Source organism: Amycolatopsis sp. NPDC058986 (assembly GCF_042741125.1).
Taxonomy (GTDB): Bacteria; Actinomycetota; Actinomycetes; order Mycobacteriales; family Pseudonocardiaceae; genus Amycolatopsis.
Map to the genome: position 1 here is coordinate 39,833 of NZ_JBHYJW010000019.1, position 14,563 is coordinate 54,395.

Sequence of the window (14,563 nt, forward strand, 5' to 3'; positions counted from 1 at the left end):
GGTCACTCCCTCCGCATCCAGGACGAGGGTGGTTCCTCGTCTTCGTCGTCCTGGATGGGACGCACGCGGCGCGGAGTTGGTTTCGGCGCGGGCATGGGTGGTGCGGGCGGAGGCGGCGGGGCCTGCTCGTTGCGCATGATCGACCCGGCGGCCGGGTCCTCGAAGGAATCCGGACGCGGCGGCGGTGGCGGCTGTTCCTCTTCTTCGAGGAAGTCCGGGATCTGCGGCATGAGGCCGCGCAGCGACGGCGCGCCTTCGACGAGATCGGCCAGGTCGGGCAGCCCCTCGGTCAGCGGGGCCATGAGATCCGCGACCTTCTGCTTGACCTGCAACGACCCGTGCCGGACGAGGTTCTGGATGGTGTTCGCCAGCTGCGCCGGGGTGGTCCGCTCGAAGGAGTTCGGCGCGAGTTCGAGCTTGGCGAGCGAGCCGGTCGAGTCGATCGTCGCGCGCACGAGACCGTCCGGTGAGGACACCACCGCGGTCAGCTCGGCGGCGGCCGTCTGCGCGTCCCGCAGCTGCTCGGTCTGCCGTTCGAACTGCTCCAGCAGCGTGTCGACCTGGTCCTTCATCGCGGCATTGCGTGCTTCGAGACGGGCGTGGTCGTCGCCGGGGGTGGTCACTGTGCTCCCGGGGGTCGAGCGGGACGGGACGCGGCCAACCCTAATGCCCGCCGTCCCGGCGTACCGGCCATATGGGTGAACCGGGAGCCAAGGGTTTGCGCCAGCGAATCAGGCGGGCGCCGCGCGGCGCGTGGCCAGCAGGTATCCGGCGCCGCCGAGCAGGTAGCAGATCGTCGCGGCGACGAGCAGCCCCGGCGAGCGGCCGTCGTCCGGGACGAACAGTGCGGTCAGTGTCACCGCGGCGACCTGCGTGATGTTGAACAACGTGTCGTAGAGCGCGAACACCCGGCCACGGGCTTCGTCGGCGACGTCGATCTGGATCGACGAATCGACGCACAGCTTCAGTACCTGACCGGCGCCGGTGATCACGAACGACGCGAGCAGCGCGGTCGGCAGCAGCATCGGGAGGCCGAGCGCCGACTGCGCGAGCGCGGCGAGCACCAGCGCGCCCAGCACCACCCGGAGCCTGCCGAACACCCGGACCAGCCAGGCCGTCAGCAGACCGGCGACGAGCAGGCCCGCGCCGCCCAGGGCGACCATCTGGCCGAGCCCCGGCAGTCCGGCGCGGAAAACGCCCTGATTGGTGAAGTAGTTGCGCATCAGCAAGGTCGTCACGAGCAGCGAGGCGCCGAACGACGCCCGGTGCGCGAACAGCGCGATGAATCCGGCGGTGACACGCGGCGCGCGCCAGGCGTGGTGGGCGCCGTCGGCCAGGCCGCGCGCGACCGCGACGAACGGGTTGGTCGGTTCGTCGACGACGTCTGGCCCGAGCTGCCCCCGGCGGAACCGGCCCGCGACGATCGCCGCGACGATCGTGCCGAGCACCGCGAACGACGTCGTCCACGCCGATCCGGCGTTGTCCGGGCCGAACAGGAAACGCAGCCCGATCGCGCATCCGCCGCCGATGACCGCCACCACGGAGCCGAGCGTCGTGGCGAACGCGTTGGCGGTGACGACGCTGGATTCCGGCACCAGATGCGGCAGCGCGGCGGACATCCCGGAGCCGATGAACCGGCTGACGCCCTCCGCGGCGAGTGCGAGGGAGAACAGCCCGATCCCGCCCGCGCCGAGTCCGACCGCGGTGGCCGCGGCGAGGATCGCGAGGCCGCGCAGGAGGTTCGCGAAGATCAGGACGCGACGCCGGTCCCAGCGGTCGAGCAGTGCGCCGGCGAAGGGCCCGATCACCGAGTACGGCAGGAGCAGAACGGCGAATCCGCCGGCGATGGCCAGCGCGTTCGCGCCTCGTTCGGGGTTGAACAGCACGGCACCCGCGAGCCCCGCGCGGAAGACGCCGTCGCCCCACTGCGCGGCGAAGCGGGTGAACAGCAGCCTGCGGAACTCGGGGTCGCGGACCAGCGCCCGTGGCCCCACCGGTTCCGTCGCCGCCCCAGCGCTGATCGTCACCCCGGAATCCTAGTCGGATCCTGTGACTCGTCTGTGAGCGTGAACCAAGCCCGCGATGAACGGAAAGGTGGTCGACGCACTTGGTCGCCTCTCGGCGGCTATGCGCAGTGTGGCTCCGGCCGAACGGTATTCCACAAAGGCGGTTCTTCAGTGAGCCCGGGGGACACGGAGTGCGCCGACCAGTGTGTCCAACGGGGTGCGTGGTGCGTTTGTTCCCGGTGCCGGGCGAATTCGTGTGCACCGGGGTGGGATCATGGGCGATGTGCCTGCGGACGCCGAGGTTGAGCCGGGAACGCTCCTGGTCGCCGCCCCCACGATGCTCGACCCGAACTTCCGGCGGACGGTCGTGTTCGTCATCGATCACCGGGACGAGGGCACTCTCGGGGTGGTACTGAACCGTCCGAGCGACGTCGCCGTGCACGATGTCCTGCCGAACTGGGGCACACACGTCGCCGAGCCGCAGGCGGTGTTCGTCGGCGGGCCGGTGGAGAAGAAAACCGCGCTGTGCCTGGCCGCGTTGCGCACCGGCGAGACAGCGGCGAGCGTGCCGGGGGTGATCGCGGTCCGTGGTCCGGTCGCACTGGTCGATCTGGACACCGACCCGGAGGTCCTCGTGCCGAAGGTCCGCGGCGTGCGGGTTTTCGCGGGCTACGCGGGCTGGGACTCCGGTCAGCTCGCCGGGGAAATCGAACACGAGGACTGGGTCATCGTGCCCGCGCTGCCGAGCGACATCCTGGCCTCCCCGAACCGCGACCTGTGGGGCCAGGTGCTGCGACGTCAGGGTGTTCCGATCGCACTGCTGGCCACCCACCCCGGCGACCTCCAGCGCAACTGAGCCCAGGGCGTGTGTCGCGAACGCTCCGTCGGTGCGTCCAACGCACCCAATGTGGCATTCAGTGCGTTGAGTGCACCCAATGCCACATTCGGGCGCTCGTCCCGGTCAGCTCTCCGAACGCTGGAGCACGCCGCAGCCACCGGCACCGCAGGCGCAGCCGCTGCATCCGGCCGGGGCGGCGGGCGCGGGAGCGGGCACCGTCGCGGCAGCCCGGTTGCCGAGCACTCCGCCGCCGATGACCAGCACGAACATGCCGAGCACCCCCGCGACGGCAGCGGCGAGCAGCCCGGCCGTGGTGGGCATGACGAGTGCCGCGACACCGGCGACCACACCGATCACGCCACCGACAAGGGTCGGCAGCCCGGCCACCCGGTTCGCCAGCTTGAACGCCTCTTCACTGCGCATCGACGCACGGGTGCGCACGCCCGTGCTGCTCTCCCGTGTCAGCCGCTCACGGAGGCCGAGGAAGCCACCCCAGCCGACGACGGCACCCAGCAGAATCGGGACGAGCGCTGCAGCGATCACCTCACGAGGATAAGCGTGACGTCCCGGCAACCTGCCGGATACCCTGATCGACTGTGCTACAGGCCATGTCACGTCGTGTGTTGGCCGCCGCCATGGCTGCGGCGCTCCCCCTCACCCTGTTGAGCGTTCCCGTCGCCGAAGCGACTCCGAGTCACCGTCAGGTCCGCCTGATCGGGGAACGGATCGTCCCGCACGCGGCGCCGTTCGAGGGAACGACCGTCGGCGGGCTCTCCTCGATCGACTACGACCCGCGCACCGGCGAGTACGCCTTGATCTGCGACGACCGGTCCGCGATCAATCCCGCCCGCTTCTACACGGCGAAGTTCCCCGTCAACGCGCACGGCGTCGGCGACGTCGCGTTCACCGGCACGCATCCGCTGCTGCGCCCGGACGGCACGCCCTACCCGCCGCTCGCGAAGAACGACCCCAAGGCGCCGCAGAACGAGCAGACGATCGACCCCGAGGAACTGCGGGTCGACCCGTGGACCGGCCACTACTTCTGGGCACAGGAGGGCGAACGCACCGGCACGACGTTGATCGACCCATCGATCCGCGAGGCCCGACGCGACGGGAAATACGTCCGTGACCTGCCGATTCCCGCCAACGAGAGGATGACGCCGGTGGCGGGGCCGCGGCAGAACCTCGTACTCGAAGGTCTCACCTTCGCCGCGTTCGGCACGCTGGTCGCCAGCTCCGTCGAGGGCCCGTTGCTCCAGGATGGCCCGGTACCGACCGCGACGCAGGGTGCTTTGTCCCGTATTACCGTTCAGTCCCGTTTCGGGCCGGTGCTCGCGCAGTACGCGTACCCGCAGGAGAAGCTCTTCGCCTCGCCGACGCCGTCGGACGGCTTCGCGACCACCGGCATCTCGTCGCTGCTCGCCGTCGACCAGGCCGACCCGACCCGCTACCTGGTGATGGAACGCTCCTTCGTCACCGGCGTCGGCAACAAGATCCGCATCTTCGAGATCGACACCAAGGGCGCCACCAACGTGCTCGAAGTCGCTTCGCTTGCGGGCGACAAACACGTCAAGCCGGTCCGCAAGCGTTTGCTGGCCGACCTTTCCGGTTTCAAGCTGTCCACTGTGGACAACGTCGAGGGAATGACGTGGGGTCCGCGCCTGCCCGGTGGCGAGCGCAGCCTGGTACTCGTCAGCGACGACAATTTCTCGGCGACCCAGGTGACCCAGTTCATCGCACTGGCGGTCCCAGCGGAACGGCTTTGACCAGCAAGTTACGATAGTCATCATGAACACGGCTCGGCTGCTCCTTAGCCTGCCGCGCTGACCTCGGCCAAACGGCCGATCAGCGCGGCGACCCCTCATGCCCTCGGGCTGGGGGGTCGAGTTGTTTCTGGAGTGGCTTGACGTGGATAGGCACGGAGGAATGCGGCGATGAACCAGAGCGGGACCGACGCGGCCCCCCAGCACCGCTACAACGCGGAGCTGGCAGGCCAGATCGAACAGCGCTGGCAGGGGTACTGGTCCGACCACGGCACCTACCAGGCGCCGAACCCGGTCGGCCCGCTCGCGGTCGAGGGGCAGCCCGTGCCATCGGACAAGCTGTTCCTGCTGGACATGTTCCCGTACCCCTCGGGCGCGGGCCTGCACGTCGGGCACCCGCTGGGCTTCATCAGCACCGACGTCTTCGCGCGGTTCCACCGGATGATCGGCCGGAACGTGCTGCACACGATGGGCTTCGACGCCTTCGGCCTGCCCGCCGAGCAGTACGCGGTGCAGACCGGGCAGCACCCGCGCAAGACCACCGAGGAGAACATCCAGACCTACCTGCGCCAGATCCGGCGCCTGGGGCTGGGCCACGACGAGCGCCGCCGCATCTCCACGATCGACCCCGGGTACTACAAGTGGACGCAGTGGATCTTCCTGCAGATCTTCAACTCCTGGTACGACGAGAAGGCGGGCAAAGCACGTCCGATCGTCGAGCTGGAGACGGAGTACGCGCAGGACAAGCGCCGCACCCCCGACGGCCGTAACTGGTGCGAGCTGACGAGGGCGGAACAGCGCGAGATCATCGATGAACACCGGCTGGTGTACATCTCCGAGGCGCCGGTGAACTGGTGCCCCGGTCTGGGCACGGTGCTGTCCAACGAGGAGGTCACCGCCGAGGGCCGCAGCGAGCGCGGGAACTTCCCGGTGTTCCGGCGCAGCCTGCGCCAGTGGATGATGCGGATCACCGCCTACGCCGACCGGCTGGTCGACGACCTGGACCTGCTGGACTGGCCGGAGAAGGTCAAGTCCATGCAGCGCAACTGGATCGGCCGCTCGCACGGCGCCCGCGTGACCTTCACCGCCGGCGAGTCGGCGATCGAGGTCTTCACGACGCGGCCCGACACGCTGTTCGGCGCGACGTACATGGTGCTGGCGCCGGAGCATCCGCTGGTCGACGGACTGACCACCGAGGCGTGGCCGGAGGGCGTCGACGAGCGCTGGACCTCCGGTGCCGCCACGCCCGCCGAGGCCATCGCGGAGTACCGGGTGGCGGCGTCGCGGAAGTCCGAATTGGACCGTCAGGAGAACAAGGAGAAGACCGGCGTCTTCACCGGCTCCTACGCGGTGAACCCGGTCAACGGCAAGGAAATCCCGGTCTTCGTCGCCGACTACGTGCTGATGGGCTACGGCACCGGCGCGATCATGGCGGTGCCCGGCCAGGACGTGCGCGACTGGGAGTTCGCGGAGAAGTTCGGCCTGGAGATCATCCGGACCGTGCAGCCGTCGGAAGGCTTCGAGGGCAAGGCGTTCACCGGCGACGGTCCGGCGATCAACTCTCGCCAGGATAATGGGCTCAGCTTGGATGGCATGGGCGTCGGCGAGGCCAAGAAGACGACCATCGAGTGGCTGGAAGAGCATGGCCACGGCGAGGGCACCGTGCAGTTCAAGCTGCGCGACTGGCTGTTCTCGCGGCAGCGTTACTGGGGCGAGCCGTTCCCGGTGGTGTACGACGAGGACGGCATGGTCCACGCGCTGCCCGAGTCGATGCTGCCGATCGAGCTGCCCGAGGTCGCGGACTACTCCCCGGTGACCTTCGACCCGGAGGACCGCGAGAGCAAGCCGTCCTCGCCGCTGGCCCGCGCCACCGACTGGGTCGAGGTCGAGCTGGATCTGGGCGACGGGCCCAAGACCTACCGCCGCGACATCAACACGATGCCGAACTGGGCGGGCTCCTGCTGGTACCAGCTGCGGTACCTGGACCCGACCAACACCGAGGCGCTGGTCGCCCCGGAGAACGAGGCGTACTGGGTCGGCCCGCGGCCCGCAGAGCACGGTGTGGACGACCCGGGCGGCACGGACCTGTACGTCGGCGGTGTCGAGCACGCCGTGCTGCACCTGCTGTACTCGCGGTTCTGGCACAAGGTCCTGTTCGACCTGGGGCACGTGTCCTCGAAGGAGCCGTACCGGAAGCTGTTCAACCAGGGCTATGTCCAGGCCTTCGCCTACACCGATTCGCGTGGTGTCTACGTCCCGGCCGACAAGGTCGAGGAGAAGGACGGGAAGTTCTTCTTCGAGGGTGAGGAAGTCACCCAGGAGTACGGCAAGATGGGCAAGAGCCTGAAGAACGTCGTCACGCCCGACGAAATGGCGGCGAACTACGGCGCCGACACGTTCCGGTTCTACGAGATGTCCATGGGACCGCTGGACGTTTCCCGCCCGTGGGCCACCAAGGACGTCGTGGGCGCGCAGCGGTTCCTGCAGCGGTTGTGGCGCCTGGTCGTCGACGAGAACACCGGTGACGTTCGAGTGTCCACTGTGGACGCTACGGATGAGGACCGCGCGCAGCTGCACCGGACGATCGCCGGGGTCCGCGAGGACTACCAGGAGATGCGGTTCAACACCGCGGGCGCGAAGCTGATCGAGCTGAACAACTACCTGACCAAGGCGTACGGCTCGGCGGAAGCCACGCCGCGCGAACTGGCCGAGCCTCTGGTGCTGATGCTTTCGCCGCTGGCCCCGCACATCGCCGAGGAACTGTGGCACCGCATGGGCCACGCCGACTCGCTGGTGCACGGGCCGTTCCCGGTGGTGGACGAGAAGTACCTGGTGGAGAACACCGTCGAGTACCCGATCCAGGTCAACGGCAAGGTCCGCTCGCGGATCACCGTCCCGGCCGACGCGGCGGGCGAGGACGTCCGGAAGGCGGCGTTGGCCGACGAGAAGATCGCGGCACTGGTCGGGGACAAGGCGCCGCGCAAGGTCATCGTGGTGCCCGGCCGCCTGGTGAACATCGTCCTTTAGCCGCCTCCGGCTTTTGGTGGTCCGTGAAGGCCTCCTTCCCAGCGCTCAGCGCCGGTAAGGAGGCCTTCACGGCTTTCCGGGTGTGCGTGTGTGCCGAGGGACGCCTTCGGTGCGTTGGCCGCACCGAGGGACGCCCTCGACGCATCGAGCGCACCAAGGGCGTCCCTCGGCTCGCGCCATAACGCCTCCAAGGTCCACAAAGGACACTCGCCTCCCCTGCCGCGGAGTTGTCCACAACTGACCCCGTTGTCCACAGATTTCCCGACCGCCGGGTTTGAGGCCCTCCCGGCGATAGACTGATTTCGGGGTCGTCCCCCGTGGTGGGTGGGGGATGCCCCGAGCACTGGGGGAGCCGCAGTGCGGGCGGCGAAACGTGACGGCCGAAAGGCGCCAGCTTCGCGTCGAGGATCCCGATTCGATGGAGTCGTAAGGAAAACGGCACATCGAAGGAGTACGGGGATGACGCTCGACGGCAAGGTGGCGCTGGTGACCGGCGGCAGCCGCGGCATTGGGGCGGCCACCGCGCTGCGGCTCGCCGAGGAGGGCGCCGACGTCGCGCTGACGTACGCGACCAACGGCGAAAAAGCGGCCGGGATCGTGGACCGGATCAAGGCGCTCGGCCGCCGCGCGCTGGCCGTGCAGGCCGACAGCGCCGACGCGGACGCGGTCACCAGGGCGGTCGACGCCACGGTCGCCGAGTTCGGCAGGCTCGACATCCTGGTCAACAACGCGGGCGTCGGGTTCGTCGGCCCGCTGGAGGCGACCGGAATCGACGACGTGGACAGGGTGCTCGCGGTCAACGTCCGCGGCGTGTTCGCGGCGACCAAGGCGGCCGCCGGTCACCTCGGGGACGGCGGTCGCGTGATCACCATCGGCAGCTGTGTCGCCGAGCGCGTGCCCGGCCCGGGAATGACGCTGTACGCGCTGAGCAAGACCGCCATGGTCGGGCTCACCAAGGGGCTTGCCCGTGAGCTCGGCCCGCGGGGCATCACGGTGAACCTCGTCCAGCCCGGCCCGACCGACACCGACATGAACCCGGCCGACGGCCCATACGCCGCTGACCAGCGTTCCCTGACGGTGTTCGACCGGTACGGCGAGGCGGGCGAGGTCGCGAACACGGTGGCGTTCCTCGCGGCGCCGGCCAGCGGCTACGTCACCGCCGCGATCCTCTCGGTCGACGGCGGCCACGCCGCCTAGCCGAGGGAGAGCCCGATCTCCCGCGCCAGATCGGCGAGCGTCGAGTCGAACAGGACGTCCGGCTTCGACACCGGGATCGGGTAGTTGCCGAAGACCTCGAGCGTGACGTGCCCGTAGAGCCGGGCCCAGAACTGGATCATCAGGTACGTCACGCCGAGGTCGAGCTTCTCGGCCGGGAGCTCGAGCCCCGATTCGGCGAGCACGGCGAGGAGTTCACGCTGGAAGAGGGCCAGATCGTCGCGGATCTCGGGCGGGATGACGTCGGCGGGCGGGGTCACGATGTCGTGCGTGGCCAGCACCCGGCTCGCGGCGGCGAGGAAGATGCGCCCGAACGGCTCGCCGAAGCGTCGCAGCGCGCTCGCCGATCCGGTGCCGACGCCGCCCGTCGGCGACGCGAACACCAGCGTGAACTCCTTGGTGTGCGTCAACGCCCAGCGCCGGAACCCCTTGCAGATCGCGAACAACTGCAGCGTGCCGTCGTCGGGCAGGTCGGCGATCTCGTCGCCCAGCTCCGCGGCGAGATCCGCGCAGACGTCGAGCCGCAGGTTCTCGACGAGGTCGTCCCGCGATTCGTAGTACCGGTAGAGGGCGGGCGCGGTGATCCCGAGCTCGCGGGCGATCGCCCGCAACGTGACCGCCTCCGGACCTTGCTCGACCAGCAGCGCCCGGGCGGTCCGTCGGATGTCCTGCTCGGTCGCTGCCCGCGCGCGACCCCGTCGGGTGGGGTGGCTCATTCGGACATTCTAGGTGCCACGGCATCCGGGCTGATCAGGAACGTGCCGTCAAGGGGCGAGCAATCGCGCCTGCCCCGTCGTCAGCGGCCGCAGCAGCCACAGGCAGACCAGCACCATTCCGAGCGCCGCGAAGAAATGCACGACCCAGGCACCGAGCAGAGAGGGCCCGCCCCAGGAACCCGCGGCGCCCGCTTCGGTCCAGAAAAAGCCGAACGTCGCGATTCTCCCGACGAGGTACCAGACCAGTGTGGCGATCAGGAACGCCGGAATTCCCAGACCGGCCGCCGCCAGATAACGCGGCTTCCCGATGCCCTTGGATTCGATTCCCAGCCAGCGGCTTGCCAGCCATCGCTGTGCTCGCGCCCCGCCGAAGTACGCGGGCAACGCGACCATGGCGTACACCGCGCGTTTCCAGTCGAAGAACGTCATGCCCCGAACGCTACGAACGGTGTGTGACAGTTGGTACCAGGATGTCCACCGAAGCAGAGTAGGGAAAACCCGGGGCGCCGCCGGTGCCGATCACTCGGGGGGCTACGTGATCGGCACCGGCGACCCGATGCCCTGCCCGGTTTCTCAGGCCGGTTCGGGCAACGTCACCGCTTTGCCGCGGCAACGCATCAAGAGAGCGGCAGCCGCTCGTCGAAGTGACGCCTGGGGGACTGAGTTCCCCCGATCGAGTGAGTGACTGTCCGCTGCACGACTGATTGTCGCACCGTGCGGCGGATAAGTTACAAAAACCTTCATCTTCCCAGGACTGGTGGTTGCCGCTCAACGGGAATGGCCCGCATGGCAGAGTTGGGGCCATGTGTGCCGACGTACTGATCGTGGGGCCCGCGAACGCCGATCTGGTCGTTCCGGTCGAGCGCAGGCCGGGCGGCGGCGAGACCGTTCTCGGCGGTGACACGGCCATTTTTCCCGGCGGCAAGGGAGCCAACACGGCGGTCGCGGCCGGTCGGCTCGGCGCGGATGTCGCACTGCTCGGCGCGGTCGGCGACGATTCCTACGGTGCGCTGCTGCTCGGGTCCCTGCGCGACGCCGGGGTTTCCACCGAGCTGGTCCGGACCACTGATCGCCCGACAGGAATTGCCTACATCACGGTGACACCGGACGGCGAGAACGCGATTCTCGTGTCCCCCGGCGCCAATTCCAGTCTGCGGCCCGAGGACATCGACAACGCTCTCGACGGCGTCAAGGTGCTGGTCGCCTCGCTCGAGTTGCCGGTGCCGACCATCGAGCACGTGGTCGCGGCCGCTGCGGCGAAGGGCGTCCGGGTCCTGCTCAACCTCTCGCCGGTCGCCGAGGTCTCGCGCGAAACGCTCGCCGCACTCGACGTCCTGCTGGTCAACGAGCACGAGGCCGCCTGGCTGCTCGGCGAGGAACCGGGCGCGGATCCGCGCCGGTTGCTCGAGCTCGGCCCACGTGCCGCGGTCGTCACCCTGGGCGCGGCCGGCGTGGTCGTGGTCGAAGGCGAGAGTCTCACCGAAGTGGCGTCGCCGAAGGTCGAGCCGGTCGACACCACGGGAGCCGGGGACGCCTTCGCCGGAGCGCTCGCCGCGTCGCTCGCGGCCGGAGCGGGGCTGGTCGAAGCGGCTCGGCGCGCGGTCAAGGTCGCGGCGGTCAGCGTCACCCGCCATGGCGCCCAGCCGTCCTATCCCACCGCCGCCGAGCTGGGGGAATGACCTGCCTGGCCGGTGACGTTGGACCTCATATGGCCGCGGATTCCTTCGGTTCGGCGTGGTGGCGTGGTCACCTCGCCCAGCGTGCGCGTCGTCGTGAAGACCTGGCGATCATGCCGCTCGACGAGACGCTGGCGGCGCTCGGCAGACAGAGTGAAGCGGACGAGGGCGAGCGGGACGTCGTGCTCGACGCCGTGGTGGGGACGGTCGCCAGGGTGGACGACTTCGACCGGGAATTCCGGCCGCGTAACCGCGCGCTGCGGGAGCGCTGGGAGGCGCTGGCCGGGACGTCGGCCGATCTGCCGCCGGTGCGGCTGGTCCGGATCGGCGAGTTGTACTTCGTCGAGGACGGCCACCACCGCGTGTCGATCTCCCGAGTGCGCGGGTCCGCGACGATCCGGGCGCGGGTGCGGAAGATCTGCACGATCGCGTTCCTGGAGCGGTGCATCACCCTCGCGCACCTGCCGCAGAAGGCGGCCGAGCGCAGGTTCCTCGAGCGTGTCCCGCTCGCCGACGACGTCCGCACCGGGCTGTGGCTCGACGACCCGGCCGACTGGCTCCGCCTCGCCGACGCGGCCGAAGCGTGGGGTTTCCGCCGTGGTTTGGCGGGAAAACCGGTGCGGACCAGGGAGGAACTGGCCGAGGCCTGGTGGCACGAGGAGGTGCGGCCGGTACTTGACAGGGTGCGATCGGAGGGCTGGTGCGCTCCACCCCGCGATATCGCCGCCTACTTGAGCTATGGTCTAGACCATGTCTGAGTCGTCGCTGACCGGAGTAGCCGTCAGCCCCGGTCGTGCCAGTGGTCCCGTCGTCCGCGTCGCCGAGCCGCTGGGCGAACCCGCCGCGACGCCCGCGCCCGCCGATCCGGCGGCCGAGGCGGCCCGTATCGCGCCCGCCGCGCAGGCCGTCGCCGCGCGGCTGGAGAAGCAGGCCGAGAGCGCGACCGGTGAGGCCGCGACGATCCTGATCACGACCGCCGCGATGGCTGCCGATCCGGCGCTCGCCTCGCAGGCCGAACAGCTGGTCAAGACGCAGAACCTGCCCGCCGCCCGCGCCGTCCACCAGGCCGCGGAGAAGTTCGCCGAGGCACTGGCCGCGGCCGGTGGGTACATGGCCGAACGCGTCCGCGACATCCGGGACGTCCGCGACCGGCTCGTCGCCGAACTGCTCGGCATCGCCCCGCCGGGGGTGCCCGAACTGACCTCGCCCAGCGTGCTCGTGGCGCGCGACCTCGCCCCGGCCGACACCGCGGGGCTCGACCCGGCGAAGGTGCTCGCGCTCGTCACCGAGGAGGGCGGGCCGACCAGCCACACCGCCATCCTCGCCCGCGCGCTCGGCATCCCCGCTGTGGTCGCCGTGCGTGGGCTGCTGGTGCTCGACGCCGCGGCGCTGGCCGTCGACGGCGATGCCGGAACGGTCCAGGTCGCCGATCCGGCCGCGGCCGTCGTGACCGCGGCCGCGCTCGGCCCGGTCGAGTGGAACGGCACCGGCGCGACCGCCGACGGCCACCGCGTCAAGGTCTACGGCAACGTCGGCTCGGCCACCGACGCCCAGGCCGCGGCCGACGCCGGCGCCGAGGGCGTCGGCCTGTTCCGCACCGAATTCTGCTACCTCGACGCGCCCAGCGAGCCGTCCGTCGAGGAGCAGCGGAAGGCCTACACCGCGGTGCTGGCGCCGTTCCGCGGCAAGCCCGTCATCGTCCGGACCCTGGACGCCGGCGCCGACAAGCCGCTCGCCTTCCTCTCCCCCGAGGCCGAGCCGAACCCCGCGCTCGGCGTGCGCGGCCTGCGGATCGCCTTCGACCGCCCGGACGTCCTCGACCGGCAGCTGGAAGCCATCGCGGGTGCCGCGCAGGACTCCGGCGCCGAGGTGTCGGTCATGGCGCCGATGGTCGCGACCGCGGCCGAAGCGGCGTGGTTCGCCGAGCGGGTCCGCGCGGCGGGCATCGCGCGGGCCGGGGTGATGATCGAGATCCCGGCGGCCGCGCTCACCGCCCGTGAAATTCTCGACGTGGTCGATTTCGTGTCGGTCGGCACCAACGACCTCGCGCAGTACACCTTCGCCGCCGACCGGCAGCTCGGTGCGGTCGCGAAGCTCAACGATCCGTGGCAGCCCGGTCTGTTGCGCCTGCTCCGGTTCATCGGCGACGCGGCGAAGGCGACCGGCAAACCCGCCGGGGTCTGCGGCGAGGCCGCGGCCGATCCGCGGCTTGCTCTCGTCCTCGCGGGATTGGGCCTGACCAGCCTGTCTATGAACGCGCCCGCCGTGCGGGCGGTCGGTGCCTCCCTCGCGTCGGCCACCCTCGCCGAGTGCGAGACGCTCGCCGCCGCCGCGCTGGCGGCCGCCGACCCGGCCGCGGCCAGGGCAGCCACCGCCCGCTGACCTCGGCGGCGGGAGCAAGGGACCTTTACTCACGCTCGAGCGCGGGGAGGTGCTGAAGGACGCCTTCAGCACATAGCGAAGCCCCATCCCCGTGGGGTTGGAAGCAAGGGACCTTTACTGCCGCCGGCTTTGTCCACAGGAGCGTCTCGGTGTGGACAACTCAGCCCTTCAACGCCTTATCGCCGGGATTTGTCGGTCCCCGGCGATAGGATGATGCAGGGCTGGCCCCCAGGGCGGGTGGGGGGTGCGCAGGTGTGGCGGGGGCTCAGCCGAAGATGCCGCGGCGTGGGTTCCGGACCACCAGGCCACCACCGTGGACTCGGCCCGTGAGCACGAAGAGCGGATTCCCCTGGCGGCCGTTCGAGTAGGTCTTGTCCTCGATCGAGCCGAACTTGGCTTCGCCGATGCTGTTCATGTCGACCGCCGCGTGCGCCGGGATGATGATCTCCACCGAGCCCCATTTGCAGTCGACGTGGATCCGCACCACCCGGTGCGGGATCTCCGCCTGGCTGAAGTCGAGCTTCGTGCCCCCGTACTTGTTGCGGACGACCAGTTCGGCGGGCACCAGCCACGGGCCCTGGCGCAGGATCGACCCGTACTTCGACTGCAGCACCACCGCCTGGCCGAAGGTCGGGAGCGTCGCGGGCGGCGCGTACTGGCTCGGCACCGGCACCATCGCGGCGTCCGGGTGCACCAGGCCGGGCAGGTCGGCGAGGACCGCGTTCAGCTCGCCCCGGGTCCGCGCGGCGAGCGCGCGGTCGGTCCGCTCGGTGAACTCGTCGAGGTCGAGCATGCCGCGCCCGATCGCCTTCTGCAGGACCTCGACCACGTGCTCCCGCTCGCTGTCGGACACCCGCAGATCGCGCGGGCCCAACGGCTTCGTCTCGGTCACGGTCTCGGCCGCCTCTTCCTCGCCCATGGCCACGATGGTAAAACCCTG

At 70.0% G+C, this 14,563-nt stretch carries 13 protein-coding genes; 7 read left to right on the plus strand and 6 right to left on the minus strand.

The window, feature by feature from the left end; all coding sequences use genetic code 11:
* Positions 1-2: 2 nt before the first annotated feature.
* Both ACFW0G_RS18565 and ACFW0G_RS18570 read right to left on the minus strand, forming a co-directional pair.
* Entirely contained in the window at positions 3-623 is a 621-nt protein-coding gene (locus ACFW0G_RS18565; RefSeq protein WP_378326547.1) for a YbaB/EbfC family nucleoid-associated protein, read from the minus strand.
* Between the two features lie 108 nt (positions 624-731).
* Positions 732-2,027, minus strand: coding sequence for an MFS transporter (locus ACFW0G_RS18570; protein ID WP_378326548.1), 1,296 nt, complete (start codon positions 2,025-2,027; stop codon positions 732-734).
* Positions 2,028-2,280: 253 nt separating this feature from the next.
* Here ACFW0G_RS18570 and ACFW0G_RS18575 point away from each other — a divergent pair, with 253 nt between their 5' ends.
* Positions 2,281-2,862: a YqgE/AlgH family protein gene (locus tag ACFW0G_RS18575; RefSeq protein WP_378326549.1), complete on the plus strand. Its 582-nt coding sequence runs from the start codon at positions 2,281-2,283 to the stop codon at positions 2,860-2,862.
* 105 nt (positions 2,863-2,967) lie between these two features.
* On the opposite strand, the gene ACFW0G_RS18580 is transcribed toward ACFW0G_RS18575, so the two are convergent.
* Positions 2,968-3,387 carry an SdpI family protein gene (locus tag ACFW0G_RS18580; RefSeq protein WP_378326550.1) on the minus strand — a complete coding sequence of 140 codons (420 nt, stop codon included), beginning with the start codon at positions 3,385-3,387 and terminating at the stop codon, positions 2,968-2,970.
* Positions 3,388-3,452: 65 nt separating this feature from the next.
* Here ACFW0G_RS18580 and ACFW0G_RS18585 point away from each other — a divergent pair, with 65 nt between their 5' ends.
* From ACFW0G_RS18585 to ACFW0G_RS18595, 3 genes are all read left to right on the plus strand, one after another.
* A complete protein-coding gene (locus ACFW0G_RS18585) occupies positions 3,453-4,610 on the plus strand; it encodes an esterase-like activity of phytase family protein (protein ID WP_378326551.1) in 1,158 nt (385 codons plus the stop codon).
* Positions 4,611-4,778: 168 nt separating this feature from the next.
* Positions 4,779-7,634, plus strand: coding sequence for a leucine--tRNA ligase (gene leuS / locus ACFW0G_RS18590; RefSeq protein ID WP_378326552.1), 2,856 nt, complete (start codon positions 4,779-4,781; stop codon positions 7,632-7,634).
* A 459-nt stretch (positions 7,635-8,093) separates the two neighbouring features.
* Complete coding sequence (locus tag ACFW0G_RS18595; protein WP_378326553.1) at positions 8,094-8,831, plus strand: 3-oxoacyl-ACP reductase family protein; 738 nt, start codon at positions 8,094-8,096, stop codon at positions 8,829-8,831.
* Here ACFW0G_RS18595 and ACFW0G_RS18600 read toward each other — a convergent pair.
* Together ACFW0G_RS18600 and ACFW0G_RS18605 are read right to left on the minus strand one after the other, a co-directional pair.
* The gene (locus ACFW0G_RS18600) at positions 8,828-9,565 is read right to left on the minus strand and encodes a TetR/AcrR family transcriptional regulator (RefSeq protein ID WP_378326554.1); all 738 of its coding nucleotides are present in this window, start codon (positions 9,563-9,565) and stop codon (positions 8,828-8,830) included. The genes ACFW0G_RS18595 and ACFW0G_RS18600 overlap by 4 nt on opposite strands.
* 48 nt (positions 9,566-9,613) lie before the next feature.
* A complete protein-coding gene (locus ACFW0G_RS18605) occupies positions 9,614-9,994 on the minus strand; it encodes a hypothetical protein (protein ID WP_378326555.1) in 381 nt (126 codons plus the stop codon).
* A 374-nt stretch (positions 9,995-10,368) separates the two neighbouring features.
* On the opposite strand from ACFW0G_RS18605, the gene ACFW0G_RS18610 reads away from it, so the two are divergent.
* From ACFW0G_RS18610 to ptsP, 3 genes are read left to right on the plus strand one after another with little or no spacing between them, the layout of a single operon-like run.
* Positions 10,369-11,244: a ribokinase gene (locus tag ACFW0G_RS18610; protein ID WP_378326556.1), complete on the plus strand. Its 876-nt coding sequence runs from the start codon at positions 10,369-10,371 to the stop codon at positions 11,242-11,244.
* Positions 11,245-11,273: 29 nt separating this feature from the next.
* Positions 11,274-11,999, plus strand: coding sequence for a hypothetical protein (locus ACFW0G_RS18615; RefSeq protein WP_378326557.1), 726 nt, complete (start codon positions 11,274-11,276; stop codon positions 11,997-11,999).
* A complete protein-coding gene (gene ptsP / locus ACFW0G_RS18620) occupies positions 11,992-13,623 on the plus strand; it encodes a phosphoenolpyruvate--protein phosphotransferase (protein ID WP_378326558.1) in 1,632 nt (543 codons plus the stop codon). Before ACFW0G_RS18615 ends, ptsP begins: the two co-directional genes overlap by 8 nt.
* Before the next feature lie 265 nt (positions 13,624-13,888).
* Here ptsP and ACFW0G_RS18625 read toward each other — a convergent pair whose 3' ends face one another.
* Complete coding sequence (locus tag ACFW0G_RS18625; RefSeq protein WP_378326559.1) at positions 13,889-14,542, minus strand: DUF1707 domain-containing protein; 654 nt, start codon at positions 14,540-14,542, stop codon at positions 13,889-13,891.
* Between the last annotated feature and the right edge of the window lie 21 nt (positions 14,543-14,563).

Coding starts and splice junctions, on each gene's coding strand:
- ACFW0G_RS18605 (WP_378326555.1), bottom strand. CDS start 9,994: ATGACGTTCTTCGACTGGAAACGCGCGGTGTACGCCATGGTCGCGTTG.
- ACFW0G_RS18585 (WP_378326551.1), top strand. CDS start 3,453: ATGTCACGTCGTGTGTTGGCCGCCGCCATGGCTGCGGCGCTCCCCCTC.
- ACFW0G_RS18575 (WP_378326549.1), top strand. CDS start 2,281: ATGGGCGATGTGCCTGCGGACGCCGAGGTTGAGCCGGGAACGCTCCTG.
- ACFW0G_RS18615 (WP_378326557.1), top strand. CDS start 11,274: ATGGCCGCGGATTCCTTCGGTTCGGCGTGGTGGCGTGGTCACCTCGCC.
- ACFW0G_RS18625 (WP_378326559.1), bottom strand. CDS start 14,542: ATGGGCGAGGAAGAGGCGGCCGAGACCGTGACCGAGACGAAGCCGTTG.
- ptsP (WP_378326558.1), top strand. CDS start 11,992: ATGTCTGAGTCGTCGCTGACCGGAGTAGCCGTCAGCCCCGGTCGTGCC.
- ACFW0G_RS18610 (WP_378326556.1), top strand. CDS start 10,369: ATGTGTGCCGACGTACTGATCGTGGGGCCCGCGAACGCCGATCTGGTC.
- leuS (WP_378326552.1), top strand. CDS start 4,779: ATGAACCAGAGCGGGACCGACGCGGCCCCCCAGCACCGCTACAACGCG.
- ACFW0G_RS18595 (WP_378326553.1), top strand. CDS start 8,094: ATGACGCTCGACGGCAAGGTGGCGCTGGTGACCGGCGGCAGCCGCGGC.
- ACFW0G_RS18600 (WP_378326554.1), bottom strand. CDS start 9,565: ATGAGCCACCCCACCCGACGGGGTCGCGCGCGGGCAGCGACCGAGCAG.